We start from the raw sequence: 16,016 nt of genomic DNA, 5'->3' as shown, positions 1-16,016 counted from the left end.
GCGCGCTTCTATGCCGAGCACATCCTCAACAAGGTGCCGGGCATCCGCGACAGCATCGTCGACGGCGCGGAGAGCGTGACCGCGCTGGCGCTCGAATCCTTCTGAAGCAAGGACCAGCGCCCTCCCCCTCGCGCGACGACGTCAAGCCGGCGGCTCTCCCGTACTGGCAACGGCCGCTGAGCATTGGCGCCCTCTGGCGAAGCCTGCGCGACATATCGAACGACAACATCGGACCGAACACCCGGCCATCGGACACGTCCGCTGGCCCGACGCAGGCAACCGACGCAAGACGTGCGCTCGCTTTGCATCACGACTTTCCTCAGGAGGTTCCCGCGCTTGGCTTCACATTGCCGGAGGCGAGCGGACATGGCTTGTCGTAGCAGATCGAATCGGTAGTGCCGGCCCGACGAAATATCAGAGACTGATGGCCGCGATTCCCACCAGCACGATCACTCCCCCAGCAATGCGGCGTGCGAGATGGTCCTCACGAAAGAGCCAGCACGCGAGGAAAGCGCCGATGACGATGGATGACTCGCGCAGGGGCGCGATCAGAGCCACCGGCGCACTCAGCATGGCCGTGAGAACGAGGATGTAGGCCAGCGGGGACAACACGGCCACGATGAGGATCGGCACGGCGTCAGCGCGAAGGACACCGGGGATCCGATGCCGCCGCAGCAGCGCGATGGGTGTCAGGATCAGGCCTTGCAACAGGAGTGTGCCTGCGTAGTAGCTCACGGGCGCCAAGTGCCACGAGGTGACCGAGTAGCTGTCCCAGAGGGTGTATGTGGCGATGGTGGCACCTGTCGCGCCCCCCCAGAGGATCCCCGGCACGGGACGGCCGCTGCCGCTTCTGAACAGATTGCCGACAACGACGAGGATGCCCGCGACGATGAGCAACGCTCCGAGCATCGCGACCGCGGTGAGCCGTTCCCCCAACAGGAGAACCGCGAACAGCATCGTCAGCACGGGACCCGTGCCGCGGGCGACCGAATAGACCACGCCCAGCTCCGCGCGGTCGTAGCCGGCCTGCAACGTCAGGGAGTATGCGATGTGCAATGCGGCCGAAACGGCGGAACCCACCGCGAGCCGCCAATCGATCGCCTGCTGCCCCGTGACCATGAAGGCCATGCCGATCGGCACGCACAGCAGCGCCGAGGCGCAGGTATAGGCCCAGACGAAAAGAAGGGTGTCTCCGCGCTTGTATTTCGAGGCGATGTTCCACAGCGCATGGGCTGCCGCCGCGGCGAGGACGAGCGCCACGGTGCCGGGGTGCATCAGCAGATGTCGGGCAGGTCGATGCCTGCGCGCTCTGCGCGTCGGCTGCGCTCCGGATCGCGCAGGGCGAGCGTCGCGACCAGCGCGTCGATCACGACGAGTTGGGCCAGCCGGCTCCCTGCTGCGGCCATCTGCGCCGGCAGTGGTGCACCGCCGACGACCAGCGCGGTATCCGCGAGGGTGGCCAGTGGTGTGCCGTACTGATTGGTGATGGCAATGAGCGAGGCCCCGGCGGCCAACGCTGCATCGGCGATGGCGAGCGTGGTTGAAGTGCGTCCGGTCGAACTGACGGCGATCACGACATCGCCGGTGTCCAGGAGGCGCGTCGCGATCATCGCCGACAAGTAGTCCGGGATGCCGATGGTCGTCACGCCGACCGCGCGCAGACGGAAGACCGCGTCGGCGGCGACTGCCGCCGACGGGCCGGCACCGAATGCGATGACCTGTCGCGCCGACTGGATCGAGCGGACCGCTTCGTCGAGCGCAGGGAGTTCAACGGCCCCGCCGAGCGCGGTCAGTGCGTCGGTGCCTGCGCGGATGGACGTTTCGAGCACCGCGGCCGATGTCGCATCCGCAGCAAGCACTTCGGGAGGCGCGAAGAACCGGGTCGTGCCTCGGGCACGAGCGATCTCGATCTTGAGTTCGGTGAACCCGGTGAACCCGATCGCACGCGCGGCGCGGACCACGCTCGGTGGCGAAACGCCGGCACGAGCGGCAACCTGCGCGGTCGTGCTGGCGCCGACGAACAAGGGGTCAGCGAGCAGCAGAGCCACGACCTTCGCTTCGCTGGCGGCCAGATCGCCGCAACGGGCCTGGATGCTCCCTATCCATTGCCCGAGCCGCCCTTCATCGGAAGAAACTCCATTACCAATTTCATCTTTCATTTGGAATATATTACACACCTCATTCAGAGCAGACAACCTCGCGTGAGCAGGTGCTCTGCAACAAGTCGCAGGAGTCCCGTTGCATGAGTCCAGAAAGCAGTCCATCCGTGGCCATCGTGGGTCCGGGTGCCATCGGCACCACGATCGCGGCGCTGCTGCACGAGATCGACCGCACGCCGTTGCTGTGCGGCCGCACGTCCCGCGATCATCTGGCGCTGCACGATGGCGATCGCCTCATCACCATTGCCGGTCCGGTCCGGACCGATCCCACCCAGTTCGATCGCCCGGTCGATATCGTCTTTCTCGCCGTCAAGGCGACACAGATCGAGGCAGCCGCAGCATGGCTTGGTGCGTTGACCGGCCCCGAAACCGTCGTGTGCGTTCTGCAAAACGGCGTCGAGCAGTTGGACAAGGTCGCTCCACATTGCCGAAGGGGGCGGATCGTGCCCGCCATCGTGTGGTTTCCTGCGCAGGCGCAGCCCAACGGCTCAGTGCGCCTGCGTGGCGACGCTCGCCTCAGCCTGCCGGACACGCCGGAGTCCCGCGCGATCGCCGAGGCGCTGCAAGGCACCCGCTGTTTCGTCGAGCTGGCAGGCAATTTCGAATCCCTGGCCTGGCGCAAGCTGCTGCAGAACGCGGCGGCCGGACTCATGGCGCTCACGCATCGTCGCTCGGGCATGTTCGGCCGCCCCGACATCTCCAGGCTTGCCCTGGGCTATCTGCAGGAGTGCCTGGCGGTGGCCCGTGCCGAGGGCGCCGAACTTGGCGACGAAGTACCACAGGCGATCCTCGACAAGTTCCAGGCGTCTCCCGCCGACATGGGCACATCCATCCTCACGGATCGCGAAGCCTGCAGGCCGCTCGAATGGGACGTTCGCAACGGTGTGGTCTCACGTCGCGGCCGGGCTCACGGCATTCCCACACCCATCAGCGACGTTCTGGTGCCGCTCCTCGCGGCTGCGAGCGACGGCCCTGGTTGATTCCCGGCCGACGGACATCGCCATGGGCTCAGAAGGCACCTGGAGGCGCTCGGGCGAACTTGAGCGGCGGCCGAGCGGACCTCAATCCATGGCGCGACTTCGACTGGCCGGCGATCCCCGGCCATTTCGGCGAGCCGTGGTTTCTTCCCATCGTGGGCGCCTACTACCGCTTTCAGGACCTGGTACGCTGAAGGCCGCCAGCGAATGGCCCTCTCTAAAGGAGAAAAGGCCGGACACCTTTGAAAGTGTCCAGCTTGGTGGCTGGTCCTGCCGCCAGGATCGATCTATCTGCATCACCTATTGACCATGAGGCGTACGGCATCGCCGCGATGACACGCACAGAGGCGGCAACGCTCATCGAATTGCCTCTGGAATTGAGCGCCTGAAATTCAACTTCGGAATATCCGCCCCCCTTCAACGCATGGTCGTCGGTAACAAGGTGGTGGATCACGAACGGATCACCGGCATCCGCGAGTCGGAGGTTGAAGGCATCGCACTCTATGAAGTGTGCGATAGGCTTATCCGCAATGTCTGGTTCTATTCGGATGAGTAGACCGCTTCCGTGAGCGCGCCCTGCCGCGAGCGACAGTCGTCAATCGATGACGCCTTTGGGTTCGACCTGCTGCTTGTCTTTCGCGTCTGCCCGCTGGCCTTGACGCGCTTCTTCGCCGCGGCACTGCTGTGCAGAAAAACCATGCGCGAGTGGATTCCGCTTCGATCCATGGACTCGGTGTTCCTTCACAGGCATGCAAAGTCGTCCTACGCAGGGCGTGCCATGGATATAGCGATGCTCATGCGCAGGATCGCGCAACCAGCAGCAGCAACCAGTGCGAGGAGACTGCACCGCCATGCTCGCCACGACCCACCGGATACGGACCATCGCCGGCATCGACCTCTTCGTTCGGGAAGCCGGGCCGCGAGATGCGCCCGTACTCCTTCTGCCGCACGGCTATCCCTGTTCGTCGTTCCAGTTTCGCCGACTGATGCCGGCGCTCGCCTACCGTTGGCGCACCATCGCCGTCGACTGGCCGGGCTTCGGCTTGAGCGATACCCCGGAGCCGTCCGAGTTCGGCTACGACTTCGATGCCTATGCGTCGATCCTTGCGGGGGTTGTCGACAGCTTCGGATTGAAGCGCTACGCGCTATGGCTCCATGACTACGGTTCGCAGATCGGCCTGCGTCATGCGATCCAGCGACCCGAGGCGATTTCCGCGCTCATCATCCAGAACGGCGATATCTATGAAGATGCGCTCGGGCCAAAATACAAGAACATCAAGGCCTACTGGGCCGAGAAAACACCTGACACGCACAAGCCGCTGGTCGAGGCAGTGAGTGAGAAAGGATTCCGGGACGAGTTCGTGGGCGAGGTATCCGAAGAGGTGGCGGCCCGCATCCCGCCCGATCTCTGGAAGCTGCACTGGCCGCTGATGAACACGCCGGCGCGGACCCGCATTGCGGTCGGCTTGATGGAGGGGCTGGAGGCCAATCTCGGCTGGTTCCCCCGGTACCAGGCCTACCTTCGCGAGCACCGGCCCCCGACGCTGATCGTATGGGGCCCGCAGGACGGCTACATGCCGCGAGCGGCGGCACAAGCCTACCTGCGCGACCTGCCCGGTGCGGAACTCCACATCCTCCCGGATGCCGGCCACTGGCTGCTGGAGACGCACTTCGAAGAAGCGCTTGCCCTGGTGCAGGACTTCCTTTCCCGAACCCTGCGTTGACGGAGAACCCAAACCATCATGACCACCAAGCCCACCATCGCACGCATATGGCGAGGCCGCACGCGGCCGGAGGTCGCCGACGAATACGAAGCCTACAACCTGGCCGAAGGCGTGCCGCCCTTGGAAAAGACAGCGCTCGGCGTCCAGCTCCTGCGGGAGGACCGGGAAGACGAAACCTGGTTCACGACAATCTCCTATTGGGCGGACATGGATTCGATGACCGCGTTCACGAAAGGCGACCCGCAGGCGGTTCACCACCTGCCGCGGGACAAGGAGCTCTTGATCGAGCTGCCCGAGAAGATCCAGATCCATCGCATCGTGCTGGATCGGAAAAACTGAGCGGGCCACTCGATCCATCGGCAGGCGTACTTGCGCGGCGTCTTCCAGCTATATGACCGGCGCGGTCATCCCCGTCGATGGGGGGCGTCCGCGCGGTAGCGAAGGCACATGACCGCTACTTCAACGCGGCGCCGCCTCGCGCGAGGTACTGCGCCGAGAGGCGCGCGAACTGGCCTCCGTCCGTGCTGATCGAGGTCTGGCTGCCCGCTCCCGCGCTGAAAACGATCCCGATGGTGTGCATGTCGCCGTACTCCTGGGTGTTGGTCAGCATGTAGTCGACGTGGTTGTCGCGGTAGTGCTGGTCGGTGCCGCCGGGCGTGTCGGAGGGCACGCCCATCGGCGTCTGCCACCACAGGATCGGAAGGCCGTTGCCGAGCGCCGTGCGGTAGTCCGAATACTGCTTCTGGTTGTCGTGGAAGTTCGGACTGGTCTTGTTGCTTGCGTCCCAGTAGAACGGGGCGCTTCCGTTCTGGCACTCCGGGGGGGGCGATGCAGCTTCGCGGCAGCCCGCATCGCGGTCGCTGGTCTGGGCGACGATGAAGTCTGCCTGGTTCGCGCCGGCAGCACGCATCATCGCGGCGACTTCGACGGGCGTGCCGTTCCAGAAGGCGGGCGGAAACCCGATCAGCGCCTTCGGCGCGACCTTGCGGCCCATCTGCACGAAGCACTGGCCAAGGCCCGCGACGGTGTCGGGCAGCGTGGCGCATTCGGGCTGGCCGCTCACTGCGGCGGCCATCTTCGTCAGATCGCGGCCAGGCGCCTGCGACGCGGCGAAGCCCCAGAAGTCCGGCTCCACATTAACCAGGGCAGGCTTGTCCAGCTCCGCGATGCGCTGGTACATCAGCCGGACCTGCCCCCAGTACTTGCTCATGAAGGTCGCATCGCTGATGCCGCTGAGATTGCCCTCGCCGTTCGCGGTCATCTGGTAGAGCGTGAACATGGGAACTGCACCATAGGCGTCGGCAGCCTGCGCGGTGAAGGTGACATAGGCCCCATCGGGGCTGTTCCACGTAGGCCAGGACCCCGGGCCGACACCCACCAGATAGCGCTCGACGATGTCGGGATGGATGTCCTGGCTCTTCATGTCGTCGATGGAGGTCGCGCCCAGCCCGACCAGCACACGCGAGGGTTTGCCAAGCTTGTTGGCCATGGCGACGGTGGCCGGCACAGGCGCGCTGCCACCGGTTCCGCCCTGGGTCCCGCTACCGGAGGTGTTGCCGGCCGTTTGGTCGCCGTTGTTCTGGCCAGCATCGAATTGACCGCCGGTGCCGGCCTGGCCCGTCGGGTTGCCAACCAGCGGAATGCCGGTACCTCCGCCGCCGCCACCTCCTCCGCCACAACCGAAGAGCAGCAAAGAGGCCATCAGCGCGGAAACGCATCGCCGAGAAAGAATGTCCATGAGAGAGGTCCGAGAGAGGTCGAAGTCAAACAAACACCGGCGCGCCTGTGCATGCGCGCGCCGGTTCGGGTTCAGGGTGGTCCGGACAGCGCTGATGCCCCGATGGCACTCAGCGTGCGAGGTCCGCGATGAAGGCCGCGTCCTTCGCACCGCTGTAGATGCGGAAGTCCTGCATGCGCCCCTTGAAGTACGGATCGCCGCCGTACTGGGAGCGGCCCAGCCAGGTCCGGGTGGTGTTGCCCAGCTGGAAAGGATTGATCCAAATGCCGTCCGCGGTGGCCACCTGCGCGCCGTCCATGTAGAGCGTGCCCACGGTGCCCGAGAGCGTGACCGCCAGGTGCACCCAGCGCCCGGTGGGTGTCTCTCCGCCGGCCACCGACTCTTCCTTCCAGAACTGATTGCGAGAACCTGAGAAACGCAGCTGTTTGTTGCCGTCGCGAAGGATCAGGATCATGTAGGCCACGTCGTTGGAACCGAAGTCGAAAACGCGCGCGATGACCGACGCGGTATCCCAATAGACCCACACAGCGATAGTGAAATCGCCCAAGGCCGACACAGCCCCGTCTGGCAACTGGACGTGACCGCTGCGGCCATCAAGCTGCACGGCGCTTCCGCCATTGCGTCCTTCACCCCAACTCGTGCCGCCCGTCAATTGCGCATGCAGGCCGCGGCCGCTGGCGTCGTTGGCATCGCCGTTGAGCGGCAGGTGCAGCCACAGCTCGCCCGGGACTGCCACGCGCAGGGTATCTGCGCCGGTCATCTCCCCGGCGTCGGTCACCGCATCGATCCGGTAGTACCAGGTGCCCTGGTCGGGGTCGTCGGTGTAGGTGCGCGGTTCGGTGACCGGCGCGAGGGTCGTGAACGGACCGTTCAGCGAAGCTGCCCGCTGCACGAGGTACTGGGAAGCGCCTGCGGTGCCCCACCACGACAGCTGCACCTTTCCCTCGTTCAGGAATGCGCTCAGACCGCTGGGCCTGGCGGCGGGAACCGGATCGCGCGCATAGAGCAGCGTGCCGATGCCGGGCTGGTCGCCGCCATCGACGCGCTCGGGCCGGATCTTGTCGAGCATCGCCTTGGTCCAGGGGGCCGAGAGTCCCTTGCGGCTCACATAGTGGCTGTAGATGAGGTCCCAGTTGGGTCGCAGGCTGTTCGTGCCCGCGGCAGCGGTCCCCGCTCCATGGACACCCTCGTAAGGAGCGAACGGCATCGTGTACAGCGCGTTGCCGTTGGCATCCGCGAGGTTCGTCTTGGCCACGTACTCTGCACCGGCCAGCAGCCGGTTGTTCCAGTAGCCGAAGAGGTCCTCGCCCTGGTTCCAGGCCATCTGGCACAGCATCCCCGCCAGCGAGATGCCGAGGGTCGAGTGGCCCTGGTCGCGATGGCTCTCCTGCCACTGCCCCAGGTAACCGGGATGCACGTAGTAGACGTTGTTGGCACTCGCGCCGCAGCCGCGGCCGCTCTTGTAATAGTTGCTCGCTTCGGCGACCAGGTCGGGCCGGTCGCAGAACACGCCGATCGCGTAGACGGCGCAAATGTTGGCCAGGTCCCAGTTGGCCCAGTAGTGGGTGACCTTTCTGGTCTCCGTGCCGTTGTGGTTGACCAGGAAGTCGTGGGCCTTCGGATAGAACACGTTCAACAGCATGGTCTGGAAGCGCGCGACGTCTTCCTTCGCCCAGCCGGAGTAGGTCCGCATCAGTTCCGCGGCGTTGGCCCACTGGTTGCCGTAGAGGCCCGAGGCGAGGAAGACGTTGGAGTTGCCGCCCAGCTCGGTCAAGGTCGACGACCACGCGTTGAGGAACTCCACCGCCTTCTTCGCATAGCTCTCGTCGTTGGAGATCTTCCAGCGCAATGCGAGGTGAAGGGCGCGCACCATGTCGCCGACCATCTGCCAGTAGTTCTCGCCATCGACGCCTCGCGTTACCAACGCCAGGGGGCGCGGCTTCGCATCGAGGTTGGTGTTGTTCGTCTTGAGCATCATGTTCAAGCCGCCCACCCAGGGCTCCGCATTGGCGGCCAACTTGTCCCGGATGCGCTGCAGGTCGGCCTCGGTGACGAGCAGGCCGGGGTGCGTGATCTTGCGTACTTCAGGCTCGGGAGCGGTCGGCTCGGGCGCCGGGGTGGCGGGCGTATCGACACCGGCGGCAGCATCAGGCGTGGCACCCGGTGTCTGCTGCGCGGTGGATCCCCCTATCGGCGAAAAGCCTCCGCCGCTACCACCACCGCAAGCCGTCGTGCCAAGGGCCAATGCGCTCGCGGTGCCGATGAAGAAGGTGCGGCGATCCAGCAGAGCTGCATTCTTGTCGTCGTTCGATGAATGTGTCATTTATCGCAAATTTGTAAATAAATGATTCCGCAAGCTGCGTGCCATTCGCTTCGATGGTTCGATGAAATGAAATCGGTAAAACCGATGGATGCATTGCGCACGTTGCGAGGGACACGCAGTGGCAAGAAGTGACATTCGTTGTCACATGAGACGCCGGCGACACGACATTGAATGTCACGGCCCTGTGCCATGCCTCCACGGATTCGGGCTGCACGACAGGGCAGGACTCATGAGTGTGACCTGTACTGAGGCGACAACGAGCGTTGAATTGCCTCTAAAAATGAGCGACTGAATTTCATTTTTCAAATGACCGAAAGCACTGCAACTTGCTTTCGTTGATGCCATCTCCACGGCGCGGCGATGCCGATGCTTTCGCTGGCCACGGCATCGTCTTCTTGCGATCGGCGTTGCAGCGACGACGCTCGCCATGACATCGAAAGATGGGCATGCAGCGATCAGAGACACCGCGTCTTCTTGCCCGCCCGGGTCACTGCCGACCCCGGTTCTTCGCAACCGCCCGCCTCATGTTTCGCAAGCGGCATGGACGTCTCGCTAGCCAGCACCCCGTACTGCCGACACGGCAGCACGCAAGGCGAGCAGGTAGCTGTCCAGCCCGAAGCCGCAGATCTGGCCCTTCACGAGGTCCGCGAACACCGAGTGATGCCGGAACTCCTCGCGCGCGTGGATGTTGGACATGTGCAGTTCGATCACTGGTACCGTGAGGATCGCCAGCGCATCCCGGATGCCGTAGCTGTAGTGCGTCCATGCGCCGGCGTTGATCAGGACCGCGTCGACGCCATCCGCGAAACCCTGATGGATGCGCTCGCACATGGCGCTTTCGCTATTGGTCTGGAAGCACTCGACCTCCGCGTCGAGTTCCATGCCCAGCGCCTGCAGCTTCGCGTTGATCTCGGCGAGCGTCGTGGTGCCGTACTGCTTCGGATCGCGCTTGCCGAACATGTTGTGGTTGATGCCGTGGAGCATGAGGATCTTCATGGGATCTTTCCTTCTTGTCGCGGCCTCAAGCCAGCGGGATGGTCATGCGCTCGATGACCGCACGGGTGTCGGGCCTCACGCCGCGCCACCACAGGAAGGCTTCCGCCGCCTGCTCGACCAGCATGCCCACGCCGTCGGCAAGCTTGGGCACGCCGGCGTTCTGCGCCAGGCGCAAGAAGGGCGTCAGGCCCTTGCCGTAGGCCAGTTCATAGGCGAGCGTCGCGTTCTGGAGGGCCTCCGCCGGCACCGGCGGCAGTTCGGCCTTCAGGCTGGCCGAGGTGCCGTTGATCACGATGTCGAATCGCTCCCCGGCCAGGTCTGCGTAGGCGCAGGCGCGCAGGGGGCCATGCACCGCGAACTGCGCAGCCAGATCGTCCGCCTTCGACAAGGTGCGGTTCGCGAGCACCAGTTCTGCCGGCTGCTGTGCCAGAAAGGGCAACAGGGCTCCGCGCACCGCACCGCCCGAGCCGAGGACCAGCATGCGCGCGCCCTTCAGCGAGAAACCCAGGTTGCTCTGAATGTCCCTGGTCAACCCCACGCCGTCAAAGTTGTCGGCAATGATGCGGTCGCCCTCGAACTTGAGCGCATTGGTGGCACCGGCCAACTCGGCACGTTCCAGCCGCTCGGTCGCCAGGGCCAGCGCCTGCAGCTTGAACGGCGCCGTCACGTTCAGGCCCAGCCCGCCCGCCTTGCGAAACGCGTGCACGTCGTCCGAGAAGCGCTCGAGCGAGCCTTCGATGGCGCCGTATTCGATGTCCTGGCCAGTCGCCTTCGCAAAGCTGCGGTGGATCAGCGGCGACTTGGTGTGGCCGATGGGATTGCCGATGACGGCGTAGCGATCGCTCATGCGGCCCTCCTCCTCATGCGCTGTAGAGAACGCCGTCGGCCTGCATCTCGGCGATCTGGGCGGCGTCGTAGCCCAGGCTCGCGGCGATCTCGGCGTTGTGCTCGCCGAGCTCGGGCGCCACCTGCGTGATCGAGGTGTCGCAGCTCGACATGCGGAAAGGCAGGTTGGGCAGGCGGATCTTGCCCAGCACCGGGTGCTCCTGCTCCACCACCATGCCGCGCGCCTGGATCTGCGGGTCGGCCAGCACTTCGTCGATGCGCTGCACCTTGGCGCAGGGCACGTCGATGCCGTCGAGCATCCCCAGGATCTCGGCCACGGGGCGCTGCGCCACCCACGGGCGGACCACCTCGAGGATTTCCAGGCGTCTCGCGTTGCGCCCGGCCGCATCGTGCAGGCGCGTGTCGCCTCCGAAGCCGGCGGGTCCGCCGTTGCGCTCGACCAGGGCGGCGAAGCGTTTCCATGCATCGTCGACCTGCGCGGCGATGACCAGGTCGCCGTCCTGTGCACGGAACACGCCGTACAGGGTCGAATTGGGCATGTCGTGGCCGGTCTGCACCGGCACTTCCTTGCCGCCCGACAGCGTGTAGCACTGCACCGCGTATTCGTGCATCGACACCAGCGTGTCGTACAGCGCCATGTCGATGTGCTGCCCGCGGCCCGACCTCACGCGGCCCAGCAGCGCGGCGTTGATCGCCGCCACGGCGTGGATGCCGGTGTACATGTCGCCGAGCGAGATGCGCAGCAGCGGCGGCGCCTCGCCGGGATTGCCGACCATCTGCATGATGCCGCTCTTGGCCTCGGCAATGAGACCGAAGCCGGCGCGGTGCGAGTCCGGCCCCGTATGGCCGTACGCGGAGATCGAGCAGTAGACGAGGCCTGGATTGGTCTCGGCCAGCTCCGCATAGCCCAGGCCCAGCTTGTCCAACGCACCGGGGCGATAGTTCTCGACGAACACATCGGCGCTGTCGACCAGCTTCTTCATCAGGGCACGGCCGCGCGGGTCCTTGGTGTTGACCGACAGGCCCTTCTTGCCCATGTTCTGCTGCAGGAAGTAGCCGCTGTGGTCGCCGACGAACCAGGCGTGCTGACGCCCCGCATCGCCGGAGCCGGGGCGCTCCACCTTGATGACTTCGGCGCCCAGCGCGGCCAGGCACCGGCCCACATAGGGCCCGGCGAGGAAGTGGCTGTAGTCGATGACGCGGATTCCCGCCAGCGGCAATGCCTGCCGTGCCGCCGCGTTCATGCCGGCCTCCTGGGCACCATCACGCGATGCTCGCCCTTCTGCACGACTTCGTCGCGCTGGTTGATCAGCTCGGACGGCAGCACCAGGATGCCCCAGCCGGGCTTGCTCTTCGATTCGCGCTTGGACTCGACGCGGAATCTCACCCGCACCGTGTCGCCGAGCTTGATGGGCACGACGAAGCTCCATTCCCAGCCCAGCGACATGCCGGGCACGAAGCGCATGTCGCTCCTGGTCTTCAGGCCGTCGGCGATCGAAAGGCCGAAGAGGCCGTGGGCCACGCGGGTGCCGAAAGGCGTGGTGCGGGCGTAGGCCTCGTCGGTATGCACGGGCGTGTGGTCGCCCGTGAGATCGGCGTAGGCCATCACGCGGGCTTCCGTCACTTCGTACGACGGGCTGATGCATTCCTCGCCGACGACGGCGTCGTCCCAGTACTTGTCTTCGATGGTGAGTGTGTTCATGTGTGGGTCTCCGGTTCGAGCAGGGCTCAGGCGCGGGGATCGATCGCCAGCGCCTTGGCAACGGCCCCGGGGCTGGCCTGGATGAATTCGACGGCCAGGCCATCGGACAGGCGCAGCCAGTTGCGGCCCTGCGGCATCTCCGTGACGCCGAAGGCCTTTGCGGCGGCCAGTGCGGCCTCGAGGTCTTCGCACATCACGCCCAGGTGGCCCAGCCGCCCTTCGGGGCCGGCGTAATCGGGCTTGGCCATGAACTGCATGCCCCCGAGCGTCCAGTACTGGATCGGCTCTTCGACGGTGCCCTGCACTTCCCGCATCGTCATGCCGCACACATCGTGGAAGAACTTGATGTGCCAATGGATGTCGCGCACCCAGATGGCGACATGCTCGACATAGGCTTTAGGCGTGACCTGTGAGGTCATCTCGCCTCCATGCGGCGCTCGATGCCCTTGATCGCGGCGACCAGCGTCTGGTTGACCGGTGTCGGTATGTTGTATTTCCGGCCGATGCGCACGACCGCGCCGTTGATGAAGTCAATCTCGGTGATCGAGCCTTTTTCCAGGCTCTGCAGCATCGAGGTCTTGAATGCGTAGGGCAGCCCCTGCGCAGCCATCAGCCAGGCGTCGCGCGGCGCCTTGATCGACAGCTTCACGCCGCCGGCCTCTGCAACGGTCATGGCCTCGGTCACCGCGGCGATGGCCGTGACTTCAATCTCCGGTACCGTATAGAGACTGCCGTAGACTTGGCCGGTGATGCCGCTGAGCGCGCCGGTTGCGACGTTGATCAGAAGCTTGTCCCACATCGCGCCGAGGATGTTGTCGCTGACCTCACAAGGCAGCTCGGCGCGCTCGAACTCGGCGGCGATCGCCTTGGCGCGCTCGCTGATACGGCCGTCGATCTCGCCGATCACGGTGCGCTTGCCCTGCGTGCCGGCAATGACATGGCCAGGGCCGAGCATCACGCCGCCGACGTAGGTCTTGCCGGCGAGGACATGCCCTGCGCCCACCACCTCCGAGAGGATTTCTTCATGGCCCATGCCGTTCTGCAGCGACATCACGGCTGTGTGGGGGCCCGCGATGTCTCGCGCGCCTTCGATGGCTGCTCGCGTATGGAAGGACTTGACCAGCACGATGAGGAGGTCCGGAGGCTCCAGCTTCGCGCAGTCGAGCGCGGCGCGGACCCGGACGACGCGCTCCGAATCACCAACCCTCATGCGCAGGCCGTCGCGGTTGATCGCGTCGACGTGGGCCTGGAAGGGGTCGATCAATGTGACATCGGACCCCGCTGCGGCAAGGGTCCCGCCGATGGCGCAACCCAATGCCCCGGCACCGAGAAAGTAGATCTTCATGTGAGCCTTCGTTCGGAATGACCCGACGATAGGTTCCGGCGATCATGCTGCCCATGGCATGGCTGCAATGATCTACATTTCATTTTGAAATGGAGATGCCGCTTGGACAATGACGACGACATCGAAGGCGACGCGTCCCTTCTCAGCAGCAAGCTGCTGCGCCTGTTCGACCTGCTCTACAGCACGAACAGCGTAACGCGGGCCGGGGAGGCGATGGGCCAGAGCCAGCCGACCGTGAGCAACTGGCTTGGAAGGCTGCGCCGGCAGCTGGGCGACGAACTTTTCGTGCGCACCACCACCGGCATGCAGCCCACGCCGCGCGCACAGGAGCTGATCGTGCCGGTGCGAGAAGCCCTGGCCGCGCTGCGTCGCGTGGCCGCGCCCGCCGAAGCCTTCGCCCCGTCGGTCGCCACGCGGCGCTTTCGGATCTGCATGACGGATGCCAGCCACATCACCCTGCTGCCGCGCTTGCTGGCGCATGTGCGCGCGGTCGCGCCCGGCGTTCGCCTGGAGGCCGCGCGCATCGACGAGCAAACGGCCCAGGCGCTGGAATCCGGCGAGGCGGATCTCGCGATCGGCCTGGTGCCCCAGCTCGAATCGGGCTTCTACCAGCAGGTTCTTTATCCACAGGACTGGGTGTGCCTCGTCAATGCACGCCACCCTCGCATCGGCCTCAAGGGATTGGGCCTGCGCGAATACAAGGTCGAGGCCCATGTCGGCATCGTCGGGGGCACCGGCGCTCAGTTGCTGGAAGCCGCACTGCAGCGGCAAAAAGTCGAGCGGCGCGTCCTGTTGGAGCTGCCGGGGTTTCTTGGCCTTGCGGCCGTTGTATCCACAACCGACCTGATCGCGACCGTGCCGCGTCATATCGGCGAAACCCTCGCCAGCTCAGGTGGGAGCACCTTGAAGGTTCACGATTGTCCGGTGCGAGTGCCGCCGTTCACCGTCAAACAGCACTGGCACGTCCGATACCACCAAGACCCAGCCAGTCGCTGGTTGCGCACGGTGTGCGAGGAGTTGTTTGCGCCCAAGCCCTTGAAGGCCAAGCCACGGAGCTAGTTGCACGAAGGTTGTGCCAGAGGTGCTCGGTACAGTGAGGCAGCATGGAGCTGGATGGATGGGCCCAAGGGCAGGAGTAACCGAGGCGCGTGTCCTCAGCGCAGCGAGACTTCGGTGCCGTCCGCAGCCACCATGACACCTGGTGAACTCTCGTCGATCTCGATGCGCACGCCCATGTGCTTCTCGGGCATCTGGACCGTCCTGCCTCGGTTGCTTGTCATCCAGCTCAAGCATTCGAGGTATTCGTCGCGCAGCACCGGCGGTAGCACGAACTTCTGCGGATAGACGTTGTCGTGAGCTCTCCAGTGCATGGAGAGCTTCTCGGTCATCGCGAGGTAGAGCGTTGTCATTTCCCTAGGGCTGTCGAGGGCGGATCTTGATCGTCGTTGTGGAAGAACTACTCTTTTATGCCATGAGCACCGAATTGAAGGCTATCGATTTGCCTGAAGGGTGGACATGCCTGCTGGAACTGAAGCAGTTGCCCGACGGCGCGTTCTCCGGGAAGGCCGAATTGCGCCAAAGGCGCCGTACACGATGCGTGCTGGTCTTGACGCAATGCGCCACGCAGGAAGCCGCACTGGACTGTGGATTTCCGCGCTCGATCGACCCACACCTCCATCGAGCGTGGCCCCATTGAAATGCCCTTGCGAAGCATTGTCCATCAGGCAGGTTGAGCTCTGCATGCGGATCAACGCCTCACGGAAAGATGGGGCACTTCGAGATGGAAATTAACATTCTAGGAGGCGACGTTGGCGCAGCGGTAAGGGGCGTTTGTCATCGCGTGGGGCGGCGAGCTGAGACTCGTGAACCACTTATTCCTAGTGAAGACACAGATCAAGGCGCATGATGGGTCCATGAACATTCAGCTCGGCTTCGAAATCGCCTATCAGTTTCCTCGCCCGACGCCGATGATTCTGACCCTCAGCATCCACTATTCGCGAGCATCGGATCTCCTGCACCCGGACCACCTGCTCACGAATCCGGCCGTGCCCACCACGGCCTACCGCGATCTGTTCGGGAACTGGTGCACACGCCTGGTCGCCCCAGCGGGTCGCTTCGTGCTGAGTACGGATACCGTGGTTCATGACAACGGCTCGCCGGACATCGTTGTGCCCTCGGCGCCGCAGACGCCCGTGGAGTACCTGCC

At 64.9% G+C, this 16,016-nt stretch carries 19 protein-coding genes and 1 pseudogene; 9 read left to right on the top strand and 11 right to left on the bottom strand.

Annotated features, from left to right (window positions below):
- Positions 1 to 105 (top strand): acyl-CoA dehydrogenase C-terminal domain-containing protein (locus BMY35_RS39020; RefSeq protein ID WP_256230711.1); only part of this gene is annotated, 105 nt, incomplete at its 5' end.
- Between the two features lie 309 nt (positions 106 to 414).
- On the opposite strand, the gene BMY35_RS37145 is transcribed toward BMY35_RS39020, so the two are convergent.
- Together BMY35_RS37145 and BMY35_RS37140 are read right to left on the bottom strand one after the other, a co-directional pair.
- Positions 415 to 1,275 carry a DMT family transporter gene (locus BMY35_RS37145; protein ID WP_093210058.1) on the bottom strand — a complete coding sequence of 287 codons (861 nt, stop codon included), beginning with the start codon at positions 1,273 to 1,275 and terminating at the stop codon, positions 415 to 417.
- Positions 1,275 to 2,159 (bottom strand): MurR/RpiR family transcriptional regulator, encoded by an 885-nt coding sequence (locus BMY35_RS37140; RefSeq protein WP_093210057.1) that lies wholly within the window; start codon positions 2,157 to 2,159, stop codon positions 1,275 to 1,277. Before BMY35_RS37140 ends, BMY35_RS37145 begins: the two co-directional genes overlap by 1 nt.
- An 83-nt stretch (positions 2,160 to 2,242) precedes the next feature.
- On the opposite strand from BMY35_RS37140, the gene BMY35_RS37135 reads away from it, so the two are divergent.
- The 5 genes from BMY35_RS37135 to BMY35_RS37125 all read left to right on the top strand — a co-directional run bounded on the left by BMY35_RS37135 (position 2,243) and on the right by BMY35_RS37125 (position 5,199).
- On the top strand, positions 2,243 to 3,139 hold the full coding sequence (locus BMY35_RS37135) for an oxidoreductase (protein ID WP_093210055.1): 897 nt from the start codon (positions 2,243 to 2,245) through the stop codon (positions 3,137 to 3,139).
- Between the two features lie 59 nt (positions 3,140 to 3,198).
- Positions 3,199 to 3,330, top strand: coding sequence for a hypothetical protein (locus BMY35_RS39015; protein WP_256230713.1), 132 nt, complete (start codon positions 3,199 to 3,201; stop codon positions 3,328 to 3,330).
- Positions 3,331 to 3,560: 230 nt separating this feature from the next.
- The gene (locus BMY35_RS39010) at positions 3,561 to 3,692 is read left to right on the top strand and encodes a hypothetical protein (RefSeq protein ID WP_256230707.1); all 132 of its coding nucleotides are present in this window, start codon (positions 3,561 to 3,563) and stop codon (positions 3,690 to 3,692) included.
- Positions 3,693 to 3,987: 295 nt separating this feature from the next.
- Entirely contained in the window at positions 3,988 to 4,860 is an 873-nt protein-coding gene (locus BMY35_RS37130) for an alpha/beta fold hydrolase (protein WP_093210054.1), read from the top strand.
- A gap of 18 nt (positions 4,861 to 4,878) precedes the next feature.
- Positions 4,879 to 5,199, top strand: a complete 321-nt coding sequence (locus BMY35_RS37125; protein WP_093210052.1) for an antibiotic biosynthesis monooxygenase family protein — start codon at positions 4,879 to 4,881, stop codon at positions 5,197 to 5,199.
- A 115-nt stretch (positions 5,200 to 5,314) separates the two neighbouring features.
- Here the strand turns inward: BMY35_RS37125 and BMY35_RS37120 are convergent, their stop codons facing one another.
- The 8 genes from BMY35_RS37120 to BMY35_RS37085 all read right to left on the bottom strand — a co-directional run bounded on the left by BMY35_RS37120 (position 5,315) and on the right by BMY35_RS37085 (position 13,810).
- Positions 5,315 to 6,598, bottom strand: a complete 1,284-nt coding sequence (locus BMY35_RS37120; protein ID WP_240652203.1) for a hypothetical protein — start codon at positions 6,596 to 6,598, stop codon at positions 5,315 to 5,317.
- 109 nt (positions 6,599 to 6,707) lie between these two features.
- On the bottom strand, positions 6,708 to 8,921 hold the full coding sequence (locus BMY35_RS37115; RefSeq protein ID WP_093210049.1) for a LamG-like jellyroll fold domain-containing protein: 2,214 nt from the start codon (positions 8,919 to 8,921) through the stop codon (positions 6,708 to 6,710).
- A gap of 552 nt (positions 8,922 to 9,473) precedes the next feature.
- A complete protein-coding gene (gene aroQ, locus BMY35_RS37110) occupies positions 9,474 to 9,917 on the bottom strand; it encodes a type II 3-dehydroquinate dehydratase (RefSeq protein WP_093210047.1) in 444 nt (147 codons plus the stop codon).
- Between the two features lie 25 nt (positions 9,918 to 9,942).
- The gene (aroE, locus tag BMY35_RS37105; protein ID WP_093210045.1) at positions 9,943 to 10,764 is read right to left on the bottom strand and encodes a shikimate dehydrogenase; all 822 of its coding nucleotides are present in this window, start codon (positions 10,762 to 10,764) and stop codon (positions 9,943 to 9,945) included.
- A 13-nt stretch (positions 10,765 to 10,777) separates the two neighbouring features.
- On the bottom strand, positions 10,778 to 12,007 hold the full coding sequence (locus tag BMY35_RS37100; RefSeq protein ID WP_093210044.1) for a CaiB/BaiF CoA transferase family protein: 1,230 nt from the start codon (positions 12,005 to 12,007) through the stop codon (positions 10,778 to 10,780).
- Complete coding sequence (locus BMY35_RS37095) at positions 12,004 to 12,465, bottom strand: MaoC family dehydratase (RefSeq protein ID WP_093210042.1); 462 nt, start codon at positions 12,463 to 12,465, stop codon at positions 12,004 to 12,006. The genes BMY35_RS37100 and BMY35_RS37095 overlap by 4 nt, the downstream gene beginning before the upstream one ends.
- A gap of 26 nt (positions 12,466 to 12,491) precedes the next feature.
- Positions 12,492 to 12,884 carry a VOC family protein gene (locus BMY35_RS37090; RefSeq protein WP_093210041.1) on the bottom strand — a complete coding sequence of 131 codons (393 nt, stop codon included), beginning with the start codon at positions 12,882 to 12,884 and terminating at the stop codon, positions 12,492 to 12,494.
- Complete coding sequence (locus BMY35_RS37085) at positions 12,881 to 13,810, bottom strand: ketopantoate reductase family protein (protein WP_093210039.1); 930 nt, start codon at positions 13,808 to 13,810, stop codon at positions 12,881 to 12,883. Before BMY35_RS37085 ends, BMY35_RS37090 begins: the two co-directional genes overlap by 4 nt.
- Positions 13,811 to 13,912: 102 nt before the next feature.
- Here BMY35_RS37085 and BMY35_RS37080 point away from each other — a divergent pair, with 102 nt between their 5' ends.
- Complete coding sequence (locus BMY35_RS37080; RefSeq protein ID WP_093210038.1) at positions 13,913 to 14,869, top strand: LysR family transcriptional regulator; 957 nt, start codon at positions 13,913 to 13,915, stop codon at positions 14,867 to 14,869.
- 95 nt (positions 14,870 to 14,964) lie between these two features.
- Here the strand turns inward: BMY35_RS37080 and BMY35_RS37075 are convergent, their stop codons facing one another.
- On the bottom strand, positions 14,965 to 15,219 hold the full coding sequence (locus BMY35_RS37075; RefSeq protein WP_093210036.1) for a hypothetical protein: 255 nt from the start codon (positions 15,217 to 15,219) through the stop codon (positions 14,965 to 14,967).
- Positions 15,220 to 15,245: 26 nt separating this feature from the next.
- Between BMY35_RS37075 and BMY35_RS38205 the strand changes: the two genes are divergently transcribed.
- Positions 15,246 to 15,506 (top strand): hypothetical protein, encoded by a 261-nt coding sequence (locus BMY35_RS38205; RefSeq protein WP_143094003.1) that lies wholly within the window; start codon positions 15,246 to 15,248, stop codon positions 15,504 to 15,506.
- Between the two features lie 217 nt (positions 15,507 to 15,723).
- Positions 15,724 to 16,016, top strand: a pseudogene (locus BMY35_RS37070) (transglutaminase family protein); the annotation flags it as partial.

The sequence above is a fragment of the Variovorax sp. YR750 genome, assembly GCF_900109805.1.
Taxonomy (GTDB): Bacteria; Pseudomonadota; Gammaproteobacteria; order Burkholderiales; family Burkholderiaceae_C; genus Variovorax; species Variovorax gossypii.
Note: the sequence above shows the minus strand (reverse complement) of the source record. Positions and strands in the feature narration are given on the sequence as shown.

What these genes read in the sequence shown, in the direction of transcription:
- BMY35_RS37115 (WP_093210049.1), bottom strand. Translation starts at nt 8,921, where the DNA reads ATGACACATTCATCGAACGACGACAAGAATGCAGCTCTGCTGGATCGC.
- BMY35_RS37090 (WP_093210041.1), bottom strand. Translation starts at nt 12,884, where the DNA reads ATGACCTCACAGGTCACGCCTAAAGCCTATGTCGAGCATGTCGCCATC.
- BMY35_RS37125 (WP_093210052.1), top strand. Translation starts at nt 4,879, where the DNA reads ATGACCACCAAGCCCACCATCGCACGCATATGGCGAGGCCGCACGCGG.
- BMY35_RS39010 (WP_256230707.1), top strand. Translation starts at nt 3,561, where the DNA reads ATGGTCGTCGGTAACAAGGTGGTGGATCACGAACGGATCACCGGCATC.
- BMY35_RS37085 (WP_093210039.1), bottom strand. Translation starts at nt 13,810, where the DNA reads ATGAAGATCTACTTTCTCGGTGCCGGGGCATTGGGTTGCGCCATCGGC.
- BMY35_RS37135 (WP_093210055.1), top strand. Translation starts at nt 2,243, where the DNA reads ATGAGTCCAGAAAGCAGTCCATCCGTGGCCATCGTGGGTCCGGGTGCC.
- BMY35_RS37120 (WP_240652203.1), bottom strand. Translation starts at nt 6,598, where the DNA reads ATGGACATTCTTTCTCGGCGATGCGTTTCCGCGCTGATGGCCTCTTTG.
- BMY35_RS37140 (WP_093210057.1), bottom strand. Translation starts at nt 2,159, where the DNA reads ATGAAAGATGAAATTGGTAATGGAGTTTCTTCCGATGAAGGGCGGCTC.
- aroQ (WP_093210047.1), bottom strand. Translation starts at nt 9,917, where the DNA reads ATGAAGATCCTCATGCTCCACGGCATCAACCACAACATGTTCGGCAAG.
- BMY35_RS37075 (WP_093210036.1), bottom strand. Translation starts at nt 15,219, where the DNA reads ATGACAACGCTCTACCTCGCGATGACCGAGAAGCTCTCCATGCACTGG.
- BMY35_RS37145 (WP_093210058.1), bottom strand. Translation starts at nt 1,275, where the DNA reads ATGCACCCCGGCACCGTGGCGCTCGTCCTCGCCGCGGCGGCAGCCCAT.
- aroE (WP_093210045.1), bottom strand. Translation starts at nt 10,764, where the DNA reads ATGAGCGATCGCTACGCCGTCATCGGCAATCCCATCGGCCACACCAAG.
- BMY35_RS37130 (WP_093210054.1), top strand. Translation starts at nt 3,988, where the DNA reads ATGCTCGCCACGACCCACCGGATACGGACCATCGCCGGCATCGACCTC.
- BMY35_RS37100 (WP_093210044.1), bottom strand. Translation starts at nt 12,007, where the DNA reads ATGAACGCGGCGGCACGGCAGGCATTGCCGCTGGCGGGAATCCGCGTC.
- BMY35_RS37095 (WP_093210042.1), bottom strand. Translation starts at nt 12,465, where the DNA reads ATGAACACACTCACCATCGAAGACAAGTACTGGGACGACGCCGTCGTC.